Source organism: Micromonospora sp. NPDC048843 (assembly GCF_040649965.1).
GTDB classification, from domain to species: domain Bacteria; phylum Actinomycetota; class Actinomycetes; order Mycobacteriales; family Micromonosporaceae; genus Micromonospora; species Micromonospora hortensis.
Genome location: NZ_JBEZGJ010000054.1, coordinates 1 through 25,154, shown reverse-complemented (window position 1 = coordinate 25,154; position 25,154 = coordinate 1). Strand labels below are relative to the sequence as shown.

The following is a 25,154-nucleotide window of genomic DNA, read 5'->3' as shown; positions in this document are numbered from 1 at the left end:
CAGGGGTACGCGCGGAAGGGCCGACACCCAGCGGGGTGTCGGCCCTTCGCGTGTCCGTGTGCGTCAGTCCCGGGCCGGCGACAGGCCGGCGGCGGTGAGCGAGCGGCGTACCGCGGGCTGGACCCGGGTCAGCCGCAGCGGCACCCCGGTCCGCTCCGCCGCGTCCCGACCGGCCATCAGCGCGGCGATCCCACCGGCGTCGAAGCCACCCGCGCCGACCAGGTCGACGACCACCTCGCTGGGCTGGCCGGTGACCGCCTCCAGCATGGCCCGGCGCAGCTGGTCCGCGCCGTCGCGGTCGATCTCGCCGCCGACCTCGACCACCACCGAGTCGCCGTTCTGCTTGACCGAGATCCGGGTCTTGCCCGGGTCGGGTTCGGCGGCGCCGTTCTGCCATGGCGGCGGCGCGTCGGCGAGCATCGCCTGACGCAGCCAGGTGAGCGCCCGCGACAGCAGCCGGGACACATGCATCTGCGAGATGCCGAACCGGGCGGCGATCTCCGCCTGGGTCTGGTTGCCGTAGAAGCGCATCGCGAGGATCCGTCGCTCACGCCAGGGCAGTCGGTGCAGCAGGCCGCTCACCGTCACCCGGTCGTCGACCGACTCCAACGCGTTGTCGGACTCGCCGACCAGGTCACCGAACTCGGCGGAGCTCTCCCCACCCACCGGCGCGTTCAGCGAGGCCGGGCTGTAGCCGGCCGCCGACTCCAGTGCGGCGAGGATCTCCTCCTCCGGTGTCTCCAGCCGGGCCGACAGCTCGGCCACCGACGGGGCCCGGGACAGCTCGCTGGTGAGCGCGGCGGTGGCCTGCCCCACCTCGAGGATCAAATCCCGCAGCCGGCGGGGCACGTGTACACCCCAGGTACGGTCCCGGAAGTGCCGTTTGATCTCGCCCACGATGGTGATCGCGGCGTACGCGGTGAAGGAGCCCCGTTCCGGGTCATAGCGGTCGACGGCGTTGACCAGCCCCAGCCGGGCCACCTGCTCCAGGTCCTCCAGCGGCTCCCCCCGCCCCCGGTAGCGGCGTGCCAGCCGGCCGGCGAACGGCAGCGCGAAGCGCACCAGGTCGTCCCGGGCCTCCCCCCGCCGCTCCGGCGGCAGCCCGGCGATCCGGGCCGCGTACGCCATCGCCGCCGCGTCGAGATCCTCCAGACCTCGATCGTTGGGTGGTGGTGGGGTCGTGGTCGTGGTCGTGCTCGTCTGTCCGAACATCCGCGCCTCCCTCAGGAAGGTCCCCCGCCCGGATCGGGAAACCGGTCGTGCGCGTGGTCGAGCCACGCACCGGGCCGGAAAGTGGGTCAGTGACTGGGATGCCAGCGGGCGACACCGCCTCTACGCAGCGCAATCAGGCCGTCGCAGCCAGCGATGTTCCCGCTCCGTAGGTACTCAATCACGGGACCCCGGGTTCGCGAGGATGTTTCGGCGTGCTCCGTCTCAGGAGACCAACAACCCCTGGTGGCCGCCGCTGTCGCGGAGCACTGCCAGTGCCTCGGCGACCCCCAGCGGGGGCGGCGTGGGCAGGTCGTACGGCTGGGCGCGCAGCACCTCGGTGGCCCGGCGGGTGGGCACCGAGGTGACCGGGTAGCCCCGGGCGGTGGTGCGGTCCAGCGCCCGACGCCGCCGGCCGAAGCCGGCCACGGCCAGCCACTGCGGCAGCCCGGCCAGCGCGGGTGAGCGCACCCCCGGCGGCTCGGGCAACACGTCCACCGAGCTGAACGCCTCGCTGCCGGCGAGCCACCACTCGGCCTCGTCGACGCTGCGGCGGGTGGCGTTCTCACACCAGTACGGCACCAGCCCCGCCCGCACCACCTGCCACGGGTCGAGCAGTCGACCGCACTCCACCACCAACCGGTCACCGGTCTTGCCGGCGCGCCGCAGCCACCGTCGGTACAGGTCGGCCACGCCCGCGCTCAGCGCCGCCGGCCGGGGCACCAACACCCGGTGCAGTGGGTGCTGGTGCCCGGTGGACCAGTCCCGCGCGGCCACCTCGAAGCCCGAGTCGACGCCGTGCTCGGCGTACGCCGACGGCACCGACACCTCCGGCGGCTCCCACCGAGACGCGTCGCCGCCGACGGAGCGCAGCACCTGCCGCAACGCGTGGCTGTCCGGGTGGAAGTCCACCGGGTCCAGCCCGCTGCCCGGGCAGCCCACCTGGAAGCTGTGCCCCGGTCCGCGCTCCAGCACCGGCCAGGTGCGCGCGTCGCGGACCAGCAGCACGGGGGCACCCGGCACCAGCCGGTCGGCCAGAAACCGCGCGTACGCGGCCGGTAGGGCCCTCCACGCGGCGGTCAGCGACACGGTCGCCCCGGTCAGCGCGCCACGGCTGGCCGGGCAGTGCACCTGGCGCAGGTGCAGGTCGGCGTTGCCGGCGAGCAACCGGGTGGCGAGTGCCGCGCCGTGCTCCGCTGCCTCCGCCGGGCGGTCCACAGCGCCGTCGGACCAGTGCACTGTCATCTCGAAGCCCGCCGGCAGCCACGGCACGCCGAGGGCCACCGCGAGGTGCGCGGCCGCGCCGTGCGGAGAGCCGATCAGCACTCCGGGATACCGCCGACGGGGGTACTGGTCGACGAACCAGCGGGCCACCCTCGCGGCGTCCACCTCGTCGATCTGGGCCACTGTGAGCGCGACCCGGCCGGCGGCGCGGGTGACCGCGGCACGGCGTACCGGCTCGGGGGCGCCGGGGAACCGCGACGTCGGCCCGGTGTGCCCGAGGTCGGCGCAGTCGACCCCGCGCAGCGCCCGGGCGGTGGCGGCGACCAGCACCCGGGCGGAGCTGCCCGCGGCCACGACCCGGTCGCCGGCGAGACCGGCACCATCGGCCGTGAGCCCCTTGTGCACCTTGTGCACCGGCCCCACCTTGCCTCGTTCGCTCACCACGCGGCCCGGCTTCCCGTCCCGATGGGGTTCAAACGGGGCATCACCCACCCGGCGGCACATTCCGCTGGTCAGCGGGGTGCCCCGGTCATCACCGGCGTTCGGCGGCGCGGGTTTCGCCAGGGCCAGGACGGGCACTTCCGGGGCCATGCGCACCGACGACACCAGCGAGCCAGCCGCCGCCACGATCACCCCGTACGAGGACGGACCGCTGCTGGTCCGCGGCGACTTCGAGTTGGTCACCCCGGACGGCGAGCGCATCGACGCGCGGCGGGGCACTGTGGCGTTGTGCCGGTGCGGAAAGTCGGCGCTCAAGCCCTTCTGCGACGGCACCCACAAGGCGATCGACTTCCGCGCGGGAAGCACCCGTGAGGGCTGACCCCGCGTGGCCGCGTCAGACAGCGAAAGGACGCGGAGGGGCCGCACCAGAGGCACGTCCCACCCAACAGCCGGTCGTCTGAGCTCGCAGGCCCACGCGTGATCCGTCGGCTTCCCGGATGCGACGAGCCCCTCGGATCAGACGAGCGCGGGCGGGGCCACCTCGGGCGACGCGACAAGCGAGACCTTGGGCGGCACTGCCGGCGGGGCGGGTGCGCGCAGCGAACTACGGCCGGCGGCCCAGCTGTCCAGCAGGTGCGCGGCGAACAGTCGGTCCACGGCGAGCCCAGCCGCAGCGCCGAAGAGCACGTCGGAGGCGAGGGCCGGCTCGGCGCGGACCAGGCCGCCGCACATGTCGTGAGCGGCGATCTGCTCGTGCACCGCGTCGGCCTCGACGTGCTCGTCGTAGAAGCGGGTGGCAACCTCGTCGAAGCCGAGCCGGCGCAACCCGTTGCCGTAGCGGCGGTTCGGCAGCGAGGAGGTCATCTCGAACGCGGCCAGGTGCCCGAGCAGCGCGCCGCGCAACCGTCGGTGCAGCCCGAACAGCGACATCAGGTTGTTTGTCGCCAACGTCACCGCCGGCGCCACGTCGACGTATGCGCCGTAATCGGTGTCCAGGCCCAGCCGGTCGAGGGTGCTCCGGAACAGCTCTGCGTGCATCCGGTCCAGCCGACCGTTGCCGTACTCGTCGGTCTGGATCTCCACGAGCGCGGCCTTGGCCGGACCACCGAGGCGGGGCAGCGCCCAGCTGTGCGGGTCCGCCTCCCGCAGGTGGTAGACGGAGCGGTGGGTGACGAACTCGCGGAACTGGTTGAGGTCGGCGCGGCGTTGCAGCGTCGCGGCCAGCGACGGCCCGTCGTCGGCCGCGACCAGTTCGGCCAGGCCGGCCGCCACCCCGGCGGCGGGCACCGACGGCGCGCCGACCAACCGACGCAGCGCCGCCTCGAAGACCCGTTCGCAGCGGGCGCGCAGCGCCAGTAGCGTCGGCTGCCACTCCCACGACTCGTCCACCCCGCGCCAGCCCCGGTAGTGCAGCTCGTAGCAGAGGAACAGCGTCAGCTGCAGGTCCTCGTCGGTGAACGGGTCCGCAGGGTAGAGGTCGACGCCGAGATTGGCCGGCAGGTCGTGCGGCGGGTGCCGCAGAGCCTCCACGACCTCCGCGGAGAGCGGACCTCGCGCCGTCGGCACTGTCGCGGGACCGTAGCGGCGGTCGGCGGACTCGGACATGGGACCTCCAGCGTCGTTGGGCCGCTACTCATGCCCTGGTCCGGGGTGGCTAAACGAGGTCGTCGGCGTTAGCGGTGACCTCCACCTGCTCGCGGACCTTCCGGGCCGGAGCGCCCTCGGCGTACAGGCCCCGCAGGTCGGCGAAGGCGGGCTCCGGCGGCGCCAGCGACACCGCCGGGTCGACGACCGCCTCCAGTACGCAGGGACGGTCCGCGGCGAGGGCCTCGTCCCAGGCCGCGCCGACCAGCTCCGGACGGTCCACCCGCACCCCGTGCAGCCCGAGCAGCCGGGCCCACCCGGCGTACGGCACGTCGGGGCGGCGGTGGGTCGGGTCGGACGACGGTTGTCGCCCGCCGCCCATGCCGTTCTGGTCCCGGTTGTTGAGCACCAGCACCACCAGCCGCGGGTCGCGCCACTGCTGCCAGAGGTGCGAGACGGTGATCAGTTCGGCGAGCCCGTTGAGCTGCATCGCCCCGTCACCGACCAGCGCTACCACCGGCTGGTCGGGCGCGGCGAGCTTGGCCGCCACCGCGTACGGCAGCGCGCAGCCCATCGAGCCGAGAGTTCCGCACAGCTGCGCGTCGACCCCCGGTGGCAGGGTGAGGTGCCGGGCGTACCAGTAGAGGACCGAGCCGACGTCGACGGCGACAGCGCCGGTGCTCGGCATCCGGGCGGACAACTCCTGCAGGACGAGCTGCGGGTTGACCGGGTCCGCGGCGGCGGCGACCCGTTCGGCGGCGACCTCCCGCCAGCGGTCCACCGAACTCTCCACTGTGGCGCGCCACTGCTGTTCGGGCCGGCCGCCCAATCGGCGCAGCAGCGCCCGCAGCGTCTCGGCGGCATCACCGACCAGCGGCACGTCGGCCGGGTAGCGGGTGCCGATCCGGCGGCCGTCGATGTCGATCTGCACGGTGCGCGCCTGCTCGGGCATCGGAAAGTAGTCGGTCCACGGGTCGTTGGTGCCGACCATCAGCAGCGTGTCGCAACCACCCATCAGCTCGGCCGCCGCCGGGGTGCCGACCTCGCCGAGCACCCCGGTGTGGAACGGCAGCCGCTCGTCGAGCACCGGCTTGCCGAGCAGTGAGGTGGCCACCCCGGCGCCCAGCCGGTCGGCGATCTCGATGATCTCGGCGGCCGCGTCCCGACCACCCTGGCCCACCAGGATCGCGGTCCGCTGGCCGCCGCCGAGCAACTGCGCGGCGGCGTCCAGGTCCGCGTCGTGCGGCAGGACCCGGGCCAGCGGTTCGCCGGGGGTCGCCGTGATCACCCCGGCGCCGTACGACTGCAGGTCGGGCACCAGCGCCTCCTGCAACTGTCGGGGCAGCACCACGCACGTCGGGCTGCGGGTCGCCGCCGCCGTGCGGAACGCCTGGTCCAGCAGCGCCCCCACCTCGTCCGGGCTGCGGCCGTACCGGACGAACTGGTTGCAGACGTCCCCGAAGAGCCGGCTCAGCCCGATCTCCTGGTGCGCGCCGCCGAGCGGCCCGGAGATGTCCTCCCCGACGATGGCCACCACCGGCTTGCTGTCCAGCTTCGCGTCGTAGAGGCCGTTGAGCAGTTGGACCGCGCTGGGCCCCTGGGTGGCGAGGCAGACCCCGATGCCGCCGGTGAACTTGGCGTGCCCGGTGGCCATGAACGAGGCGGTCTCCTCGTGCCGGGCCGGGATGAACGCCGGCTCGCCGCCGGTGCGGTCCAGCGCGTCGACAAGTGGAGCGATCGCCTCGCCCGGGTACCCGAAGGCGCGGGGTACCCGCCACGCCAGCAACCGCTCCACCACGACATCCGCAACCGTTCGGTCAACCATTGCCGCGTCCCGGTGTGCTGGGGTCGACGTAGCGCAGTACCGCGCCGACCCCGTCGGTGAGGTCGGGCGCCTCGTCGGCGCCGAGCACTGTCAGTGCCGCGTCCGTGCCGACGAGCGCCCGGACCAGCGCCGCGTCGGCGCGTACCCGCTGCGGGTCGGCCACCGACATGGCGGCCAGCTGCCCCGGGTCGACGGCGATCTCGGTGGGTTCCGCGCCGATCCACAACTCGCCGTTGGCCGACGGGTCGTCCACGATGAGCATCATGTCGACCTGGTTGCGTTGCAGGGCCGAGACGACCGCGTCGAGCCCGCCGCCCACGTCCTCCTGCACGCCGAACTTGTCCAGCGCGTCGCTGATCCGCTGGTCGGCGATCTCCGCGATGGTCTGCACCGTGAGGTCGTCCAGCATCGTCTGGTCGGCGCCGCCGGCCCGTGACCCGGCATCGGTACGGACCACCAGGTCCTGCCAGCGCTCGGGCATCTGGGCGGCGATCATCCCGGTGGCCCGGACGTCACCGGCGACCACCACCACGTCCGCGCCAACGCGGTCGGCCAGTTGCACTGTCGCCGCGGTGACGTCGCCGGCGTTCTGGTGCCACGCCTCCATGGCCGCCCGCTGGTAGCGCGACTGGGACCAGCCGCCGGGCTTCGCCCGTCGCAGCGGGTACTCGTCCCGGCCGGCGACGTGCGCTCGTCGGGGCACCCCGCCGGCGCTGACCGCCATCGCGTCGGCGCCGAGCCGGTCGGCGACCACACGTACCCAGGCCACCTGTTCGCCGCGCTGGGCGAGCAATGGCATCACGTGCGGCAACGGGCCGACGTGGGCCAGGTCCCGCAGTGGCGGCGCGGACAGGTACTCGGAGAGCACCACCTGGCCACGGCTTGCGAAGAGCGCCAGGCCGTAGTCCCCGACCATCGGATCATGACCTCGGACCACCCGGTCCAGCGCGGCGATGCTCGCCTCGTCCGCCCCCTGTTCGGCCAGGCTGCGCTCCAGGGCACGCCAGCGCAGATCCAACGCGGGATGGGCGTCCTCCGTGTCCGCGGAGGCGTCCAGATACACCGAGCACCACGGCCCGGGACGGTCGTAGAGCGGGCGCAGGAAGGACAGCTGCATGCTCGACCCCTTTCCAGCTCGGCCCCCCGCTTACCCGGGTCGCCCGGGATGTCACCTCGCGGCCGTGAGCCCGTGACCAGGTTTCATTCACGTCGTTCAACCGAGGACGTCGATACGATCTGTGAACACAAGCGGACTCTCGGTGGTGGGAATGGACAGCGGACTCGATACCCGACGGATCGTGCACCCGACGGAACGAATCGTCACCGGGCGGCTGATCCGTCTGCTCGACGGCTACACCCGTGAGGTGCGCATCGGTCAGCCGGTGCTGGTGGCGGTGCTCGCGGCGGCGGCCTTCGCCCGGCTGCCCGCCCTGCTGCTGCGCTCGCTCTTCTCGTTCGGCGGCGGCGGCACCCGCCGTCGTTGGAAAGAGCTGAAGCAGGGTCCGGAATACCTGGTCACCCCGGTGCGGCTCCGCAACGCCGCCGGTCAGCTCTGCGAGGTGGAGCTGCACGGTCACCTGCCGCAGAGCGCCCTGCACCCGGCGGATCAGGTGCAGCTCACACTGCGCCCGCAACGCGACCCGGAGTTGCCGCCCCGGATCGAGCGGATCGTCAACCTCACCACCGGGCAGTTGCTGACGCCGCGTACGGCGACGCTCTGGTCGCACCTCGGGCCGCCACTGCTGTTGCAGGCGTTCCTGGGCACGCTGCTGCTGGCCGGCATCGCGGCCTGCTCCGCGCTGACCTGACCGGCCCCGGCGGTTCGACTCGGCGCGGTGCGCGGGCGGGTCGGCGGCTCAGCCGACCGGGGCGGGCTCGCGGGCCGGCTGCCGATCGACGCCGAGCATGCCCCGGCGGCGGGCCCAGCGCTCGAAGGCCAGGGTGGCGAACGGCGGTACCGCGCTGGCCAGGGCCACCCCCGTGGCCAGCAGGCTCCACCGGTGCAGCCGGGCCACGGCGAGCACCAGCAGGACGTACGCGACGAACAGGCCGCCATGGATCGGCCCGAAGATCTTGACGCCGAGCTCGTTGTCCGGCGGACCGTACTTGACCAGCATGCCGACCAGCAGGGCCAGCCAGGAGCAGGCCTCGGCGATCGCCGCCGCGACGAACAGCCGGGTCACCTTCTCGCGCATCCGCACGCCACCACCTCTCGGGCCGCAATGCTATCGGTCCGCTCCGGCTGGGCTAACGGGGCGGGCAGTTGGGTAGGAAAGGGCCCTCGGGTCTTCCCCCGCCCGCCGATCACGTGCGAGGTTAGGGGGACCAGCGGTGACGGGGTGGTGACCATGGGCGAGGACGTCGGCGTACGAACCTTCAGTCGAGAGGATCGGGCCCGCTACCGCGACAAGGTCCGCCGCTGCCTGGATGTCTTCGCCGAGATGCTGCGCGAGTCCCGCTTCGACCTCGACCGGCCGATGACCGGCGTGGAGATCGAGCTGAACCTGGTCGACGAGGCGTCGAATCCGGCGATGCGCAACGCCGACGTGCTGGCGGCCATCGCCGACCCGAGCTTTCAGACCGAGCTGGGCCAGTTCAACGTCGAGATCAACGTGCCGCCGCGCCGGCTGACCGGCACCGGCACCGCCGACTTCGAGGAGTACGTGCGGGCCAGCCTCAACGCCGCCGAGGTGAAGGCCCGGGCGATCGGCGCGCACATGGTCATGATCGGCATCCTGCCGACGCTGCGCCCCGAGCACCTGACCGCCGAGACGCTGTCGGCCAACCCCCGTTACAAGCTGCTCAACGAGCAGATCTTCGCGGCCCGCGGCGAGGATCTGCCGATCGCCATCAGCGGGGTGGAACGTCTGGCGGTCACCGCCGACACGATCACCCCGGAGGCGGCCTGCACCAGCACCCAGTTCCATCTCCAGGTCAGCCCGGCCCAGTTCGCCGACTACTGGAACGCCGCCCAGGCGGTGGCCGGCGTCCAGGTCGCGGTCGGCGCGAACTCGCCGCTGTTCTTCGGCCGGGAGTTGTGGCGCGAGACCCGCATTCCGCTGTTCCAGCAGGCCACCGACACCCGGTCGGAGGAGATCAAAGCCCAGGGGGTACGCCCCCGGGTCTGGTTCGGCGAACGCTGGATCACCAGCGTGTTCGACCTGTTCGAGGAGAACGTGCGCTACTTCCCGGCGTTGCTGCCGGTCTGCGATCCGGAGGACCCGGCGCAGGCCCTGGCGGCCGGTGAGGTGCCCAGTCTGGCCGAGTTGCGCCTACACAACGGCACCGTCTACCGGTGGAACCGCCCGGTGTACGACGTGTCGCGTGGCCGGCCGCACCTGCGGGTGGAGAATCGGGTGCTGCCCGCCGGCCCGACCGTGCTGGACACCATCGCCAACGGCGCCTTCTACTTCGGGTTGGTGCGCGCCCTCGCCGAGTCGGACCGGCCACTGTGGTCGCAGATGTCGTTCAGCGCCGCCGAGGAGAACTTCACCAGCTGCGCCCGGCACGGCATCGACGCGCAGGTCTTCTGGCCCGGTCTTGGTTACCTGCCCGTCACCGAGTTGGTGTTGCGCCGGTTGCTGCCGATGGCGCATCACGGCCTGGACCGGTGGGGGCTGGACCCGGCCGAGCGTGACCGGTTGCTCGGCATCATCGAGCAGCGCTGCCTGACTGGGCGCAACGGCGCGACCTGGCAGGTGGAGACGCTGCACCGGTTGGAGTCGGCCGACCACCTGGACCGGCCGGAGGCGCTGCGCGAGGTGGTCCGACACTACGTCGACCTGATGCACAGCAACCGGCCGGTGCACGAGTGGCCGATCCCGTGAGCACACCGGACGGGTGGCCCGGTCGGCGCGGGGCTCAGCCTCGCGGGGTGGGAACACCGAAGAGGTCGGTGATGCCGCCGGGAAGCTGAGCGAGCAGGTCATGACGCTCGTCGTCGTTCAGTGCCTCGGCGACGGTACGCAACACCGCCTGGGCGTGTTGGCGCACATGGTCCGCGTTCGCGACCTGTTCGCGGTCCCCGACGTGCTTCAGGAACTCGCCGACGTCCCACCGACGGCCCTGCGCGTTGCGCGTGACCGACCCGTTCAGCCGCTCCGGTAGCTGTGCCGCCAGGTTGTCCGCCTCCTGTCCGGCGAGCCGTTCACCGAGCACCGACAGGACGGCCTGTATGGACCGCACTGCCTCGTTCTCACCGAGGCCCGCGCGCTGTCGTACCGTGGCGATCATCTGCTCGTACTCCATGCCCCGCTCCTCTGGTCTCGTCGGCATGCCGTCAGGCCTGCCTGCTGACGAACGGGGCGAGTTCCCAGGCTCCCTCGCCACAAACGGGGTCACGCGCGGATCCGGACTCCCCGCCATCGGCGGCCGGGGCCTCACAAAACATGCCAGTCGCGTCACTCGGGTTGCCAGCTGAGCCAGGCGTCCTTTGTGGACCCCCACCCGGATCGTGGACTGTCGTAGGCTGTGGCAGCTCGCACGCATCGTCTGATCACGATGAGGGGACGCCGGTGGCCACTTCTGGAACAGACCCAGCCGCGATCCAGGGGCCCGCGCGGTTGCCCCTGTCCCGTCGACACATGCTGCGGATGGGAGCGGCGGCGGCCGGCGGCGCGGTGCTCGTCGGCTCGACGCAGTCCACGTCCGCGCAGGCCGCGCCGGCTGGTGCGAAGCGCGTCCTGCGGGCACCGGCGCTGGCACCCGGTGACCGGGTCCGGGTCGTCTCGCCCGGCAGCACGCCCGACCCCACGAACATGGCTCGCGGCATCGAGATCCTGCGGAGCTGGGGCCTGGAGGTCGAGCTGGGCAAGCATGTCTTCACCAAGTACGGCTATCTGGCCGGCACCGACGCACAGCGGCTGGCCGACCTGAACGCCGCCCTCACCGACCCGGGAATCCGTGCCGTCTTCGCCGCCCGTGGCGGTTACGGCACCCAGCGGATCGTCGACCAGATCGACGTCTCCGCTCTGCGCCGGGACCCCAGGGTGGTCGTCGGTTTCAGCGACATCACCAGCATCCACGGCAAGCTGTGGCGCGATACCGGCCTGGTCACCTTCTACGGCCCCATGGTCAACTGGAGTGACGACCGCACCGGCCCCGACTCGGCCGAGGCGCTCCGCAGGGCGGTGATGACCACCGCACCGGTCACGATCTCCCGAGACCCGGCCGAGACAGCGGCTTCCGTGGTGGTGCCGGGGCGGGCATCGGGGCCCCTGCTCGGCGGCTGCCTGACGCTGATCTCCACCTCGCTCGGCGCGGAGGACTCCCCGAAGTTCGACGGCGCGATCCTCTTCTTCGAGGACGTGGACGAGGCTCCGTACAGCATCGACAGCATGCTGACCGAGCTGCGCCGGGTGGGCGTGCTGCCCAGGGTCGCCGGTGTGGTCATCGGCCAGATCACCAACAGTGTCGGTGAACCGGGCGAGTGGGACGCGGCGGCCGTGCTCAAGGACCGCCTGTACGACCTTGGCGTGCCGGTCCTGGGCGGGCTCCGGCTGGGGCATGGCAACGGTCAGCTCACCGTTCCGCTGGGCTCGCGCGCCACGATCGACGCCGCAGCAGGGACCCTGACTGTGGAGCCGGGAGTCCGCCCGCGCTAGGGCTCAGACGTTCACGGTGGTGCTCGGCCCACGGCACTGAGCGATGCCGGTACTGTGAACCACCATGATCGACCAGCGGGCTACCCCACAGCCCCTCCCTGCCGAGCGTGTGCTGGAACTTGCCGCGCCGATGCTTGCCGAGGTCGGTGGCCAGTGGCTGCTGACCGAAGGGCCGATGCTGCGGTCGGGATCGTTGGGTGTCCGGGTTCTTCCGTCGGACAGCGACGATTACCGCCACCTGGACCTGGAGATCCTGCTGAATGTCGACCGGCCGGACGTGCCAACGGTCGTCGACTGCACGCTTGGCCTCGCGGCTGATCCGGTCGAGGCGGCCCGTCAGGCGATCCAGGCGTGGATTGAGACCTGCCTGGTGACGGTCCTGGAGATGATCGAGCAGAAAGGACGGCTGGCGAACCACTTCAGATCCGGCGACCAGGGCGGGTTCGCCGGCTGGCACGCGATAGTCGGCAGTGCGACCGGGTGGTCCGTTGACGGATCGCAGGCTAAGCAGGAGTGGTTCACCGAGGCGATGCCGTGGTCGACCCTGGCGCCGGTGATCGCGGCCGGGCTCGACCGCCCGTACCTCAACGGCGTTCGCATGCTTGTCGGCCAGGGCGGTGACTCCACCGAGTGCGAGGTCCGGATCAACGGCCAGCGGCACGAACCGTCCGCCGCGGCGCTCGCCGCCCTGGACTGGCCGCGTACCGACCGTTTCGGCCTGGCACGCACCTTCGTCCTCCTGGTCGGCCCCGACTAAGCCTTGACCGCAACGGTGGTCGGGTTGGTAAGGCCGCCCTCGTGGCGGGGTCCCGCGTGTCACCAGGCGCGGCCAACGTTCGTGGTCACAGCACTAGCTGCCGGACAACGGGGAACCGTTTGGAGCTCGCGGCAGCGGGCGCGCAGAGCGACCCGCAGTGGTGGTCGGCTCCTTTGGAGCTGAATCGTTCACGACATCAGCTCTCCAAAGGCAGCGCGTGAGGCATCCCCCGGCCGGCATACCTGGCCGCCACTCAAACCTTCAACAGCACCTTCGTACAGTCGTCCTGCTTCTTCTGGAAGATCTTGTAGCCCTTCGGTGCGTCACGCAGCGGCATCCGGTGGCTGACGATGAAGCTCGGGTCGATCTCACCGCGCTGGATGCGCTCCAGTAGCGGCCGGGTGTAGCGCTGGACGTGGCACTGACCGGTCCGCATGACCAGCGAGCGGTTCATGAACGCGCCCATCGGGAACTTGTCGACGAAACCGCCGTACGCGCCGACGACCGAGACCACCCCACCGGAGCGGCAGGCGAGGATCGCCTGCCGGAGGGCGAACGGTCGTTCCGTCTCGACTCGTGCGACCTGCTTGGCCCGGTCGTACGCGTACATGGCGGCGTTGCCGTGGTGACCCTCCAGGCCCACCGCGTCGATGCACGCGTCGGGGCCCCGGCCGGCGGTCATCTCGTTGAGGGTGTCCAGCACGTCGGCTTCCTCGTAGTTGATCGTCTCGGCGTCGATGTGCTCCTCGGCCAGCCGCAGCCGGTACGGGAACCGGTCGATGACGATCACCCGCTCCGCGCCGAGCAGCCGGGCGCTGGCCGCGGCGAGCAGCCCGACCGGCCCGGCGCCCCAGACGGCGATCACCTGCCCGGGTTTGATGTCGCACATCTCGGCGCCCATGTAGCCGGTCGGGAACACGTCGGCCAGCATGACCGCCTGGTCGTCGCTGATCTCGTCGGGCACCTTGACCGGGCCGACGTCGGCGAACGGCACCCGGGCGTACTCGGCCTGGCCGCCGGCGTAGCCGCCGAGCAGGTGCGAGTAGCCGAAGATGCCGGCCGGCGAATGCCCCATGATCTTCTCGGCGATGCCGGCGTTCGGGTTGGAGTTCTCGCAGACCGAGTAGAGGCCGCGCTGGCAGGACGAGCAGTGCCCGCAGGCGATCGGGAAGGGCACCACCACCCGGTCGCCGGGAGCGAGGTTGCGAACCTGCGGGCCCACCTCCACCACCTCGCCCATGAACTCGTGGCCGAGGATGTCGCCCTTGCGCATCGCGGGTATGTAGCCGTGGTAGAGGTGCAGGTCGGAGCCGCAGATCGCTGTGGTGCTGATCCGGACGATCGCGTCCCGGGCGTTCATGATCTTCGGGTCGGGTACGTCGATGACCTTGACGCTGTCGGCGCCCATCCAGGCGGTGGCCTTCATTCTCGGTCCCTTCGGAGAGCTCGGGCGGTCAGCGACGGGACGCCGGCAGCGGCTGGGCGGGTCGCTGCATGGCCTGTTGGCGTACGGAGATGCCGTTGGGGCTGCCCTCGGAGCGGACGACCTCGCCGGTCTCCAGCACCTGCTTGAACCGGCGCAGGTCGTCGCGGACCTGCTGCTCGGGTTCCTCGCCGAAGAGCTTCGCCACCGCTCGGCCGAGCGCGCCGGCCGGCGGCGCGTAGCGCAGTTCCACCCGCACCTCGGTCCCCCGGTCGCCGGGGGCGGGCACGAACCGGACCCGGCCGGCGTTGGGCACCCGGGTGCCCGGCAGTGACCGCCAGGTGATCGACTTGTTTGGCTGGTCGTCGATGATCTCGGCGTCCCACTCGACGCGGTGCCCGGCCGGGCCACGGGCGATCCAGTGCGAGCGGCGCAGGTCGTCGGCGCGGACGGATTCCAGGTGCGCCATGAACCGGGGCAGGTTCTCGACGTCCCGCCAGAACCGGTACGCCTCGGCGGGCGACCGGTTCACCGTCACCGCGATCTGCATCCTGATCACCCGGGCGCGGGCCCGTCGAGCCCGCCCGACCCGTACGGCGGCGAGCACGTCGACCGCGGTGATGCCGGCGATGGCGAGGGTGGTCAGCGCGACCCGGCGACGGCGTTCACCGCCGCGGTCGGCGAGGGCCCGCCCGAGCAGTGTGAGGTCCATGGCGTCGCCGGCCACCCGGCTCCAGACCCAGCCGGCCGGGCGGCGGCCGCTGAGCAGGCCGGCGGCGCTGCCCAACTCCCGTAGGCCGATGGCCGGAAGCACGGACCGCGCGGCCGGGGAGTCGTCTACCCCGGTCATCCGGGCGATGGGTCCGGGCGCGACCAGCGCGCCCACTCCCAGGGCCAGGCTCAGCAGGCCGAGCGCGCTCGGCAACGTCGCCGGCACGGGACCGTCCAGCTCCGGTAGGAGCACAGTGTCGACACGACTCATGTCCGGTCCCTTCTGGTGGGCGTCGCCGCCCGGTTCGTCGACGGGGGCGGCGGTGGCCCCGCCCCCGTGACGCTATGTCGTACCGGTGCCACATGCGCCGGGTTCGGGGCAGAACGTCCGTTGCGGTCGGTGTGGGCCGGTACGCCTGCGGCAACGGTCGGCATCGCGACATTGACCGATTTGGATCACCTGAACGCCGTTACGGTCGGCCCGACCCGCCGCGTCGCCGGAAGGACACCTCCGTGAGCCGTTCTCTGCTGCGCCACCTGACCGCCACCATCGCCGTCGCACTGCTCGTCGGGGAGGCCGCCGCCCCGGCCGCCGCGCGTACCCCCGCGTCGCCCGCGCCCGGCGGTGTCCGCACCGTGGTGCGCGACGCGGCGACCGGCGCACCGGTCCCCCGGGCCTGCGCCGCGCTCGTCCCGGTGGACGCCGCGGCGTTGTCAGCGGTCAACATCGGCGAGGACCAGCTCGGACGGTACGGGGGTTGCGCCGACGAGCAGGGCGTACTGGTGGCTGGGGACGTCGCTCCGGGGAGGTACCGGCTGCTGGTGAGCCCCTACGACAGGGCGGCGTACGGCATGCAGTGGGTCGGCCGGCACGGCGGCACCGGTGAACGCGAGCGGGCACAGGTGATTCAGGTGCGGCCCGGCGTGGTGACCAGCGCGCCGACCATCCGGCTCGACCCGCCGGGCACCGTCGTCGGAGTGGTGACCAACGCGGCGACGGGCGCGCCGATCCCCCGTGCGCTGGTCATGGTGGTGCCCTACGTGCCACACCCGAAGTACGACGACCACGGCCCGACCACCGACGAGGACGGCCGTTACACGATCACCGGCCTCGGCCCGTACCACTGGCCGGTGCAGTTCGTCGCCGCCGGGCTGGCCACTGTGTGGTCCGGTGGGGTGGGCGCTCGACAGCAGGCGCGGCCGGTGCGGGTCCGCGCCCAGCAGACGGCGACGCTGAATCAGGCGCTGCCCGCCGGGACACCGCTCACCGGGGCGGTACGGGTCGACGAGTTGCTCACCTACGGCCAGGTGATCGCGTTCGACGCGGCCACCGGGGACCTGGCCGGCGTGGCGGACGTGGGTGACGGTTACGCCCTGCGCCTGCTCCCGGGGCAGCGGGTGAAGCTGCGCTGCGACTGCGCGTACGCCCCGTCGGTCTGGCACCACGACGCCGCCGGCTTCGACGCCGCGACTGCCGTGCGGGTCCGCCGGGCGCCGGTCGTGGTGGACTTCAACCTCGACTGACCGGATTCTGGCCGGTCACCGGAACCTTCTCCCCGGCCCGTTGGTGGGAGTGGTGGAGAAGGGGGGTGACGGTGTCCGACGGCGATCCGATCTCCGAGCTCTACGCCAGCTGTTTCCGACGCCTGGTCGTCCAGCTGTACGCGGTGACCGGCGACCTGACCGAGGCGCAGGAGGCGGTCCAGGAGGCGTTCACCCGAGCACTGATGGCGCCAGGGCGGTTCGCCGGGCTGGAGAACCCGGAGGCCTGGTCGCGTCGGGTCGCGGTGAACTGGGCCCGCAGCCGGTTCCGCCGCCGTCGAGTGCTCGACGGGCTGCTGCGCCGCATCGGGCCGCCGCCGGCCGTCGCCGACCACTCCCCGGAGCACCTCGCCCTGCTCGCCGCGCTGCGCCTGCTGCCCGAGGGGCAGCGACAAGCGCTGGCCCTGCACTACCTCGTCGACCTGCCGGTGGACGAGGTCGCCGCCACGCTGGGCGTCTCGTCCGGGACGGTGAAGTCCCGGTTGTCGCGGGGCAGGGTCGCTCTGGCGGCGCTGCTCGCCGAAAGCGACGCCACGGAAACCGGGAGGATCGATGTCCGGTCGTGAGTTCTCCGGGTTCGACGTCGACACCGTCACCGAGGCCGTGTCGCAGCCGCCCCTCGACGAGCTGCGCACCACCGCCCGATCCCGTCGGCGCCGATCGGTCGCGACGGTGACGACCGCACTGGTCGCACTGGCCGGGCTGGCGGTCGTACCGCTGCTGGCAAAGCCGGACCGGGTCGCGCCGGCCGGCCCGCCGGCACCGTCGGGTGCGCAGTTCAGCCAGTTCACGCTGACGGGGCCGAACTCCGGAGTCGACGTGCGGCGGGACGGCTGCGTGGTGCGCTTCTCGTACACCGGCGACGGCGGCCGCAGTTGGTCGGACTGGGACGCGGCGCGCTTCCAGGGCACTCGATGTGCGGCCGACACCGCCGCCGGGACACCGGGCAGCGGCATGGGCTCCTCCGTGCTCAGTGAGCGGTCCTACCTGGTCACCGACTCCGGGCTGGCTCACCTCTCCACCGACTACGGCCGCACCTGGCGGGACGCGGACTCCGCGATCGTCGCCGTACCCACGTTCCCGGCGACGGCCCGACCGGTCCTGTGCGGGTTCGGCTGTGCGCCGGTGCTAGAGCCGCTGGCGGTGGACCCGTCGAGCGGAACGGTGTACCGCCTCACCGCCACGGCACCCAGCCTGCTTCCGCTGTTCAGCCTCTACCCGGCAGCGGACGGCAGCATCTGGGCCACGTACCGGACGGGAGGCGGCGAGGGTTCGACCGTCGCGCGCAGCGCCGACCGAGGCGCGACCTGGACCGCCTGGAAGGCGGGCGACGACGGGGACGTGATCACGGCGGTCGGGCTCGACGACCGGGAAGGGTACGCGCTGACCCAGTCGTCGGCGGCGGGTGGCGAGGTGCGGCTGCTGCGGACCACCGACGGCGCGAAGACCTGGACGGACACCGGCGTCGACCTGCCGGATCAGCTGCACTACGACCTCACTGTGGGGTCGGACCGGTCCCTGCTGGCGATCACCGCCGGTGGGGGCACCGAAGCCGACCGCCGCGCGCAACTGTTGGTCAGCCGGGACGACGGGCGGACCTTCACCCTCGCCCGGGAGCACGGCCGGCTCGTCGGCGCGGTCAGTGTCGCGCCCGGCTACGCCTGGCTCTTCGGGCGTGACGACGGGTCGACGGGCGAGCCGGACCACTTCCTCGTCACCACGGACGCGACCAGCTGGACCCGCTTCTCGCTCGAAAGTGAACAAGGGGGCACCACCCGGCGTTAGGAGTGCGCGGCAGCGGGTAGCCGGCATCCGCTCTTACCAGCGCCCGGAGGAGGTGGGGATGTCGGAGACCAGCGCCTTCTTCGAGCGGTTGACGGTCGCTGGCCAGGATCCACGGTTCAGCAAGGTCTGCGGCAGCGTGCGATTCGACATCCGCGACGACGGCAACCTGGAGCAGTGGCTGCTCGACATCGATCATGGCCGGATGCGGGTGACCCGAAGCGGTGGCCCCGCCACCACTGTGATCCAGGTGTCCGCGCAGCTCGCGGAGGCGATGGCGCGGGGCGAGGTCAACGGGCTGGCGGCGATCACCCGTGGCGAGATCATGGTCGACGGTGATCTCGCTCTGGCGTTGCGTATCGGGCGACTGTTTCCGCGAGAGCCCGGGCGGCTTCAGCGCGAGGATCCCGACGGTGGGACGTGACCGATGAGGGACATCGCGGGCACGGTGGCGTGCATCGACGGGAACACCTTCATGGTGTCCGACGCCAGCGGCGACGTGCAGTCGTCCCCGAGCACCCCGGTCGGCCTCTTCGCCGCTGACACGCGCTTCCTGTCCCGCTGGCGGCTCACCGTCAACGGCGAGTGCATGACCGCGCTGTCGGTGGACGACAGCCAGTACTTCGAGGTCACGTTCTTCGCGGTTCCGGGCGCGGCGGTGGACTACGTGGAGGCCGACGTGTCGGCCATTCGGCGCAGGCGCATCGGCCCGGACCTCACCGAGTCGCTGACGATCTTCAATTACGGCGAGCGGGACATGACGCTCGACGTACGTCTGGAGGTGGCTGCCGACTTCGCCGACATCTTCGAGATCAAGTTCGACGTCGGCGACAAGTCCGGCGAGCACTACACGCGCGTCGGCCCGAACGAGTTGCGCCTGGGCTACCGGCGCGGCACCTACCGACGTGAGGTCGTCGTGTCGGCGAGCGAGCCCGCGGAGTTCGACTCGGGCGGCCTCCGGTTCGCGGTCCGGCTACGCCCCGAGCAGCAGTGGTCGACCCGGTTGCAGGCCGTCATGCTGGCGTTGCGTCCGGACGGCGTCGACCTGCGCGCCGCCCTGCGCGCCCAACGGCCGGACGACTCCACTCTGCCGGCGAGCGTGCGTGCCTGGGTCGCGGCGGCCCCGACCCTGGACACCGAGAGCGTCGGCCTCCAGCAGGTCTACCACCGCAGCCTGGTGGACCTGGCGGCGCTGCGCTTCGCCCCGCTCTCGCTCAGCGGCGCGAGCGTACCCGCGGCCGGGTTGCCCTGGTTCATGACCCTGTTCGGCCGCGACAGCATTCTGACCTGCTTGCAGACCCTGCCCGTCACCCCGTCGCTGACCCCACCGACACTGCGGATCCTCGCGTCGTTGCAGGGCGTGCGGACCGACGACGTGCTGGAGGAGGACCCGGGCCGGATCCTGCACGAGTTGCGCTACGGGGAGTCGGCCGCGTTCGAGGAGCAGCCGCACTCCCCCTACTACGGCACCGTGGACGCATCACCGTTGTTCGTGGTGCTGCTCGACGAGTACGAGCGGTGGAGCGGCGACACCGCGCTGGTGATGGAGTTGGAGCAGGAGGTCCGCGCGGCCCTGGCCTGGATCGACAGGTACGCGGACCTCACCTCCACCGGCTACGTCTGGTACCAGCGACGCAACCGCGCCACCGGCCTGGACAACCAGTGTTGGAAGGACTCCTGGGACAGCATCTCCTACGCCGACGGCCGGCTGCCGGGCTTCCCGAGGGCCACCTGCGAAACCCAGGGGTACGCCTACGACGCGAAGATCCGGGGGGCACGACTGGCCCGTACCTTCTGGGGCGACACTGCCTACGCCGAGCGGTTGGAGAGCGAGGCGGCGGCCCTGTACGACCGGTTCAACCGGGACTTCTGGCTTGAGGACCGCGGCTTCTACGCCCTCGCCCTCGACCACGACGGCACTCCCGTGGACAGCCTGTCGTCCAACATCGGGCACCTGTTGTGGAGCGGCATCGTGCCTCCGGAGCGGGCTGAACGGGTGGTCGAGCACCTGATGGGGCCGGCGCTCTTCTCCGGTTGGGGGGTGCGGACGTTCGCCGAGGGGCAGCGTCGCTACAACCCGCTCGGCTACCACAACGGGACGGTCTGGCCGTTCGACAACTCATTCATCGCCTGGGGTCTGCGCCGTTACGGGTTCGGCAACGAGGCGGCCCGCATCGCCGAGGGCATCCTCTCCGCCGCCACCTACTTCGAGGGTCGGCTACCCGAGGCGTTCGGCGGGTTCGACCGCGACACCACCCGGTTCCCGATCCGGTACCCGACCGCCGGCAGTCCGCAGGCGTGGTCCAGCGGTGCCACCATGCTGCTGATCCGCACCATGCTCGGTATCAACCCGCACGAAGACCACCTGGCCGTGGACCCCGCGCTACCCGCCACCTTCGGACGGATCGCGCTCCTGGACATCCCCGGCCGTTGGGGCAAGCGCGACGCGTTCGCCCGCCAACGCCCCGACCAGCGCTAGCGGGACGCTCAACTGACGGTGAAGCCGCCGTGGGTCCGCGTCTCCCGCAGCCAGTCGAGCCAGGCCAACCACAGCTCGTCGGTCTCCCACTCGGCGCGCGGGCTCGTCGGCGACGCCTCATAGAGAATCAACGCCTGCTCGATCTCGGTCTGGCCCACCACCCAGGGACCGTTGCTCGTCAGCTTGAACTCGGGGATCCCCACCTTGCCGGGGCTGGTCTGCGCGGATGCCGCCCGCTCGGCCTCTTTGTAGGCGTCGCGTCGGCGCTGATCGTTGCGCCAGTCGTCGACGCCGTCGAACGGCCAGTCCGGAAAGGGCTGCGGTGTCGCCTGGTAGGTCATGCCGGCCGACCGCATGCGTTCCCGACAGAACTCCATGCCGGCGACGTTGAGAGCGAATTGGTAGGCGGCGGCGAGCGACGAGTACTCCTCGTAGCACTGTGGCCAGTTGCCGCACGACCCGTTCAGATCCATGCACGCTTCGGCGTGGGCGCGCGCGCTCGCGGCGGGCTCGGGTAGATCGACGTGTTCGAAGCTGTAGCCCATCGGACCCCCGACCGCCGGCATCGCACGAGCTTGGCATTCTGCCCGACGCCTTCCGCGCGTACCCGGTCCGGGATCAACCGGTGCCAGGCCCGGTGGCCCGGAAGGTACGCCGGTACGTGTCCGGGGGCACGCCGACGGTGCGGTGGAAGTGTCGACGCAACGTCGCGGCGGTGCCCATGCCGGCCGCCTCGGCGACGGCGTCGATGCTGTCGTCGGTCCGTTCCAGCAGCTCCTGGGCGTGGCGGATCCGTTGCGTCGACAGCCACAGCAGTGGTGTGGTGCCGGTGACCGAACGGAAGTGGCGGGCCAGGTTGCGTGAGCTCATGTTCGCCTGCCGGGCCAGGTCCTCGACGGTCAGCGGCCGGTCCAGGCGGGCCAGCGCCCAGGGAAACAGGGTGGCCAGCGGGTGGTCGTCACGGGCGGGCACCGGGGTGGTGACGTACTGGGCCTGACCACCGGCGCGGTGCGGAGGCACGACCAGGCGGCGGGCGACGGCGTTGGCGACGGTCGAGCCGTGGTCGCGGCGGATCAGGTGCAGGCACAGGTCGATCGCGGCGGCCTTCCCGGCGGAGGCGAGCACGCTGCCGTTGTCGACGTAGAGCACGTCCGGGTCGACCCGTACCCGGGGATAGCGGGCGGTCAGCGCCTCGGTGTGCGCCCAGTGCGTGGTGGCCCGCAGCCCGTCGAGCACCCCGGCGGCGGCCAGCACGAACGCGCCGGTGCACAGCGAGACCATCCGGGCGCCCGCCCGGTGGGCCGCGCGGACCGCGTCGAGCAGGTCGGGGTCCACGTCCCCGTCGACGTCCTCGATCGACGGGATGATCACGGTGTCGGCGCGGGCGAGGCGGTCCAACCCGTCGTCGGGCGCCAGCAGGAAGCGGCCGATCCGGACCGGGCCGGGGCCGCAGATCGCCACGTCGTACCAGGGGTCGGCCAGGCCGGAGGGGTCGTGGGCGAAGACCTCGCAGGCCAGGGCCAGCTCGAAGTGCAACATGCCGTCGGTGGCGGCGATCGCGACAAGGGCCATGTCCGAAACTGTACGGGGGATGGCGTTCCCGACACTGGTCGGTCGCCGGTCGCTGCGGAAGGCTGGACTTAGTCGATCTTTCAAGGGGGCAGTGATGGGCCACATCGTGGCGGTGTTCGGGGCGTACGGGCACACTGGACGATTCGTGATGACGGAGCTGCGCGAGCGCGGGTTCGGTGCCGTGCCGGTGGGCCGCGACCCGCGCCGGTTGGCGGCGTTCGGGCCCGGCTACCGGGTGGCGTCGGCCGACGATCCGGCGTCGCTCGACGCGGCGCTGACCGGCGTGGACGCGGTCATCAACTGCGCCGGCCCGTTCGCGTCGACCGCCGCCGGTGTGATCGAGGCCGCGCTGCGCGCCGGGATCCCGTACGTGGACGTGGCGGCCGAGATCGAGGCCAACCTCGATACGTTCACCCACTTCACGGAGCGCGCGCGGGCGGCCGATGTCGCGGTAGTCCCGGCGATGGCCTTCTTCGGTGGGCTCGGTGACCTGCTCGCGACGATGGCGATGGGCGACTGGACGTCGGCCGACGAGGCGCACGTCGCGTACGGACTGAGCAGCTGGCACCCGACGGCCGGGACGGTCGCCGCGGGTGTCGTCTCCCGCGAGCGCCGCGCCGGCGACCGGGTCCGCTACACCGGCGGCCGGTTGGAGTACCGGTCCGGCGGGGAGCTGCCGAGGCTGGACTGGGACTTTCCCGCGCCGCTGGGCCGGCGCACCGTTCTCGGGGAGTTCACCATGGCCGACGTCGTCACCATCCCCCGCCACCTGGCCATCCCCGAGGTCCGCACCTACATGACCGTCGACGCCGCCACCGACCTGACCGCCGCGGCGGCGCCGGTAGCGGTCGACGGGCGGGGCCGGTCAGCGCAGACGTTCACTGTCGACGTCATCGTGCGTCGCGGCGGCGCGGGCCGTCGTGTCGTGGCCAGTGGTCAGGACATCTACGCCGTCAGTGCTCCCCTGGCCGTGGAAGCGGTCGGGCGCGTCCTCGATGGTCGGACGAGGACCAGCGGCGTCGCCTCCGCCGGCGAGATGTTCGACGCGGTTGACTTCCTGCGCGCGCTCTCGCCGGCCATCAGTGTCGAACCGGTCAGCGACTGAGGTGGAGAATTCGACCACAATTCGTTACGAGAAATTCGTAATCTTCGAGCCAGAACGGGGCGACGGGACTTAAATGAAACTTGAGACTGTACGAGCGAAAAATTGTCATCCGGAGGGGCCACGCTGGCTGCCAGGGCACTCGTCGACCGGCCTCCTTAATTCTTTCCCCGCGAGTTGATGCAGGCCCCTGACGTGCACATACTCCTTCCGACAGAGCTTTATCGTCGACTCGAAGGAAACCACTGGTAATGCGGACTCCCCCCGCGCACGTCGCACCACCGGATCGGGCACGAAAGCGTCGTCGCCTCACTCGTATCACGCTCGCCTCCGCTGTCGTCGCCGCGCTGGCCGGCAGCGGCATCTACATCGCCGGCGCCCAGGCCGAAGAGGTCGCCGTGCCCGGCCGGGTGCAGGCAGAGGCCTTCGCGGCACAGTCCGGGGCGCAGACCGAGGGCACCGGCGACGCCGACGGCGGCCGTAACGTTGGCTGGCTGGCCAGCGGCGACTGGCTACGCTTCGACGGTGTGTCGGTAACGGGCGTCGACCTGACGGCCCGGGTCGCCTCACACAACGCCGCCGGCGGCGCTGTCGAGTTGCGCCTCGGCGCGCAGAACGGTCCGCTGCTGGCCAACTTCCCGATCGCCCAGACCGGCGGCTGGCAGAAGTGGACGACCGTCACCGCGAAGGCGTCCGCCGTGCCGGCCGGCGCGCAGACCGTCTTCGCGGTCATGACGAGCGCCTCGACGTCGGATTTCGTGAACCTGAACTGGTTCACGTTCGGCCCCGCGACGGGCACGTCGCCGAGCGCGTCGGCCACACCGAGCACGTCGGCCGCCCCTTCGGCCACACCGAGTTCCACAGCGTCCGCGTCCGCGTCTCCGTCGACGTCCGTCCCGCCGAGCGCGCCGGCCGGCGGCTGGGTGCCCGTCGACCAGGCGAAGTGGAGCAGGGAACTCGCCGCCTTCAACGCCATCAAGCCGAAGGCGGTGCCGCCGGGCACCACCCGGGTGCCGGAGTTCCACACCGACTGCGGCGTCGCGAACTCCGCCCCGGACGACCCGATCGTCCTGCCGGGCCTCTCGGGCGCCTCGCACATGCACACGTTCTTCGGCCCGAAGATCGACGCCTTCACCACTACTGACAAGCTGTTCGCCGCGGCGAACACCTGCAACGCCCCCGGGGACAAGAGCGCCTACTGGACCCCGGAACTGCGCAAGGACGGCAAGGCCGTGCCGATCAAGAGCATGCGCATCTACTACGGCTCGCGGGTCAAGGACCCGTCGACGGTCAAGCCCTTCCCGCCGGGCCTGGTGGTGGTCGAAGGCGACGCCAAGCGGCAGGTCGACACTCCGAAGAACGCCGGCAGCAACCAGTTCTGGTGCGCGGGCAGCGCCGAGATCGGCCGCAGCGCCGACGGCAACTGGCCGAAGTGCGCCCCTGGCGGCAACCTGATCTTCCAGCTCGTGTTCAAGGACTGCTGGGACGGCAAGAACATCGACTCGCCCGATCACAAGTCGCACATGGGCGACCCGGTGAACGGCGTCTGCACCGGCAAGTACCCGGTGGCCGTGCCGGATCTCTCCTTCATGGTCAACTACGAGTCGCTGGGCGGTGACGGTCTCAGCCTCTCCTCCGGCAAGCCGTCATCCATGCACGGCGACTTCATGAACGCCTGGGAGCCGGAGCGTCTCGGCGACCTGGTGAAGTCCTGCCTCAACCAGAACGCCAAGTGTGGCGTCGACACGACCTTCGCCGGCGGCTGACCACCGCCACCGCTGTCGACGGACGGCCCCCACGCCTGAGGAGTCGGCGCTGCTCCAGCACCCGCTGGGCGTGTGCGCGCTGCCGGACGGCTCGGTGCTGATCGCGGACACGTACAACGGCGCGGTGCGCCGCT

Annotated in this window: 23 protein-coding genes and 1 pseudogene; 13 read left to right on the top strand and 11 right to left on the bottom strand. The window is 71.7% G+C overall.

The genetic code is table 11. The annotated features are described in order from the left end of the window. Window positions 1–63 precede the first annotated feature (63 nt). On the bottom strand, window positions 64–1,212 hold the full coding sequence (locus AB0C20_RS15305; RefSeq protein ID WP_210784335.1) for a SigB/SigF/SigG family RNA polymerase sigma factor: 1,149 nt from the start codon (window positions 1,210–1,212) through the stop codon (window positions 64–66). A 222-nt stretch (window positions 1,213–1,434) separates the two neighbouring features. After that, on the bottom strand, window positions 1,435–2,877 hold the full coding sequence (locus AB0C20_RS15300; RefSeq protein ID WP_357186806.1) for a hypothetical protein: 1,443 nt from the start codon (window positions 2,875–2,877) through the stop codon (window positions 1,435–1,437). A 145-nt stretch (window positions 2,878–3,022) separates the two neighbouring features. Between AB0C20_RS15300 and AB0C20_RS15295 the strand changes: the two genes are divergently transcribed. Further along, on the top strand, window positions 3,023–3,253 hold the full coding sequence (locus tag AB0C20_RS15295) for a CDGSH iron-sulfur domain-containing protein (protein WP_357186810.1): 231 nt from the start codon (window positions 3,023–3,025) through the stop codon (window positions 3,251–3,253). A 137-nt stretch (window positions 3,254–3,390) separates the two neighbouring features. Here the strand turns inward: AB0C20_RS15295 and AB0C20_RS15290 are convergent, their stop codons facing one another. Genes AB0C20_RS15290 through AB0C20_RS15280 form a run of 3 tightly spaced genes read right to left on the bottom strand, consistent with a single transcriptional unit; the run spans window position 3,391 to window position 7,400 of the window. Beyond that, window positions 3,391–4,479, bottom strand: coding sequence for an iron-containing redox enzyme family protein (locus AB0C20_RS15290; RefSeq protein ID WP_357186813.1), 1,089 nt, complete (start codon window positions 4,477–4,479; stop codon window positions 3,391–3,393). A 49-nt stretch (window positions 4,480–4,528) separates the two neighbouring features. Further along, window positions 4,529–6,283 (bottom strand): thiamine pyrophosphate-binding protein, encoded by a 1,755-nt coding sequence (locus AB0C20_RS15285; RefSeq protein WP_357186816.1) that lies wholly within the window; start codon window positions 6,281–6,283, stop codon window positions 4,529–4,531. Then, a complete protein-coding gene (locus tag AB0C20_RS15280) occupies window positions 6,276–7,400 on the bottom strand; it encodes a Vms1/Ankzf1 family peptidyl-tRNA hydrolase (RefSeq protein ID WP_357186819.1) in 1,125 nt (374 codons plus the stop codon). The genes AB0C20_RS15285 and AB0C20_RS15280 overlap by 8 nt, the downstream gene beginning before the upstream one ends. Before the next feature lie 142 nt (window positions 7,401–7,542). Between AB0C20_RS15280 and AB0C20_RS15275 the strand changes: the two genes are divergently transcribed. Further along, window positions 7,543–8,091 carry a hypothetical protein gene (locus AB0C20_RS15275; RefSeq protein ID WP_357187049.1) on the top strand — a complete coding sequence of 183 codons (549 nt, stop codon included), beginning with the start codon at window positions 7,543–7,545 and terminating at the stop codon, window positions 8,089–8,091. Window positions 8,092–8,139: 48 nt separating this feature from the next. Here the strand turns inward: AB0C20_RS15275 and AB0C20_RS15270 are convergent, their stop codons facing one another. Next, the gene (locus tag AB0C20_RS15270; protein WP_357187052.1) at window positions 8,140–8,478 is read right to left on the bottom strand and encodes a DUF3817 domain-containing protein; all 339 of its coding nucleotides are present in this window, start codon (window positions 8,476–8,478) and stop codon (window positions 8,140–8,142) included. 153 nt (window positions 8,479–8,631) lie between these two features. Here AB0C20_RS15270 and AB0C20_RS15265 point away from each other — a divergent pair, with 153 nt between their 5' ends. Continuing rightward, window positions 8,632–10,110 (top strand): glutamate--cysteine ligase, encoded by a 1,479-nt coding sequence (locus tag AB0C20_RS15265; protein WP_357186822.1) that lies wholly within the window; start codon window positions 8,632–8,634, stop codon window positions 10,108–10,110. 34 nt (window positions 10,111–10,144) lie between these two features. On the opposite strand, the gene AB0C20_RS15260 is transcribed toward AB0C20_RS15265, so the two are convergent. After that, entirely contained in the window at window positions 10,145–10,531 is a 387-nt protein-coding gene (locus AB0C20_RS15260; RefSeq protein ID WP_357186825.1) for a DUF2267 domain-containing protein, read from the bottom strand. Window positions 10,532–10,866: 335 nt separating this feature from the next. Here AB0C20_RS15260 and AB0C20_RS15255 point away from each other — a divergent pair, with 335 nt between their 5' ends. Together AB0C20_RS15255 and AB0C20_RS15250 are read left to right on the top strand one after the other, a co-directional pair. Continuing rightward, on the top strand, window positions 10,867–11,886 hold the full coding sequence (locus tag AB0C20_RS15255; RefSeq protein WP_357186828.1) for an LD-carboxypeptidase: 1,020 nt from the start codon (window positions 10,867–10,869) through the stop codon (window positions 11,884–11,886). 64 nt (window positions 11,887–11,950) lie between these two features. Next, window positions 11,951–12,643: a DUF6348 family protein gene (locus tag AB0C20_RS15250; RefSeq protein ID WP_357568210.1), complete on the top strand. Its 693-nt coding sequence runs from the start codon at window positions 11,951–11,953 to the stop codon at window positions 12,641–12,643. Between the two features lie 253 nt (window positions 12,644–12,896). Here AB0C20_RS15250 and AB0C20_RS15245 read toward each other — a convergent pair whose 3' ends face one another. Next, a complete protein-coding gene (locus tag AB0C20_RS15245) occupies window positions 12,897–14,069 on the bottom strand; it encodes a zinc-dependent alcohol dehydrogenase (protein WP_357568209.1) in 1,173 nt (390 codons plus the stop codon). Window positions 14,070–14,097: 28 nt separating this feature from the next. Then, window positions 14,098–15,048, bottom strand: a complete 951-nt coding sequence (locus AB0C20_RS15240) for an SRPBCC family protein (protein ID WP_357568208.1) — start codon at window positions 15,046–15,048, stop codon at window positions 14,098–14,100. Between the two features lie 242 nt (window positions 15,049–15,290). Here AB0C20_RS15240 and AB0C20_RS15235 point away from each other — a divergent pair, with 242 nt between their 5' ends. From AB0C20_RS15235 to AB0C20_RS15215, 5 genes are all read left to right on the top strand, one after another. Then, window positions 15,291–16,301 (top strand): carboxypeptidase regulatory-like domain-containing protein, encoded by a 1,011-nt coding sequence (locus AB0C20_RS15235; RefSeq protein WP_357568207.1) that lies wholly within the window; start codon window positions 15,291–15,293, stop codon window positions 16,299–16,301. A 71-nt stretch (window positions 16,302–16,372) separates the two neighbouring features. Next, complete coding sequence (locus AB0C20_RS15230) at window positions 16,373–16,885, top strand: sigma-70 family RNA polymerase sigma factor (protein ID WP_357568213.1); 513 nt, start codon at window positions 16,373–16,375, stop codon at window positions 16,883–16,885. Continuing rightward, the gene (locus tag AB0C20_RS15225) at window positions 16,872–18,104 is read left to right on the top strand and encodes a sialidase family protein (RefSeq protein ID WP_238685907.1); all 1,233 of its coding nucleotides are present in this window, start codon (window positions 16,872–16,874) and stop codon (window positions 18,102–18,104) included. The genes AB0C20_RS15230 and AB0C20_RS15225 overlap by 14 nt, the downstream gene beginning before the upstream one ends. Window positions 18,105–18,162: 58 nt before the next feature. Next, window positions 18,163–18,525, top strand: a complete 363-nt coding sequence (locus tag AB0C20_RS15220) for an SCP2 sterol-binding domain-containing protein (protein WP_238685908.1) — start codon at window positions 18,163–18,165, stop codon at window positions 18,523–18,525. A gap of 3 nt (window positions 18,526–18,528) precedes the next feature. Then, complete coding sequence (locus tag AB0C20_RS15215) at window positions 18,529–20,580, top strand: glycogen debranching N-terminal domain-containing protein (RefSeq protein WP_357186853.1); 2,052 nt, start codon at window positions 18,529–18,531, stop codon at window positions 20,578–20,580. An 8-nt stretch (window positions 20,581–20,588) separates the two neighbouring features. Here AB0C20_RS15215 and AB0C20_RS15210 read toward each other — a convergent pair whose 3' ends face one another. Together AB0C20_RS15210 and AB0C20_RS15205 are read right to left on the bottom strand one after the other, a co-directional pair. Beyond that, window positions 20,589–21,146 carry a hypothetical protein gene (locus AB0C20_RS15210; protein WP_357186856.1) on the bottom strand — a complete coding sequence of 186 codons (558 nt, stop codon included), beginning with the start codon at window positions 21,144–21,146 and terminating at the stop codon, window positions 20,589–20,591. Window positions 21,147–21,198: 52 nt separating this feature from the next. Next, window positions 21,199–22,152, bottom strand: a complete 954-nt coding sequence (locus AB0C20_RS15205) for a helix-turn-helix domain-containing protein (protein WP_357568206.1) — start codon at window positions 22,150–22,152, stop codon at window positions 21,199–21,201. A gap of 94 nt (window positions 22,153–22,246) precedes the next feature. Here AB0C20_RS15205 and AB0C20_RS15200 point away from each other — a divergent pair, with 94 nt between their 5' ends. The 3 genes and pseudogenes from AB0C20_RS15200 to AB0C20_RS15190 form a co-directional block, all read left to right on the top strand. Continuing rightward, window positions 22,247–23,257, top strand: coding sequence for a saccharopine dehydrogenase NADP-binding domain-containing protein (locus tag AB0C20_RS15200; protein ID WP_357186862.1), 1,011 nt, complete (start codon window positions 22,247–22,249; stop codon window positions 23,255–23,257). A 248-nt stretch (window positions 23,258–23,505) separates the two neighbouring features. Further along, window positions 23,506–25,020: a DUF1996 domain-containing protein gene (locus AB0C20_RS15195; protein ID WP_357186865.1), complete on the top strand. Its 1,515-nt coding sequence runs from the start codon at window positions 23,506–23,508 to the stop codon at window positions 25,018–25,020. 46 nt (window positions 25,021–25,066) lie between these two features. Beyond that, window positions 25,067–25,154: pseudogene (locus AB0C20_RS15190) on the top strand (hypothetical protein); the annotation flags it as partial.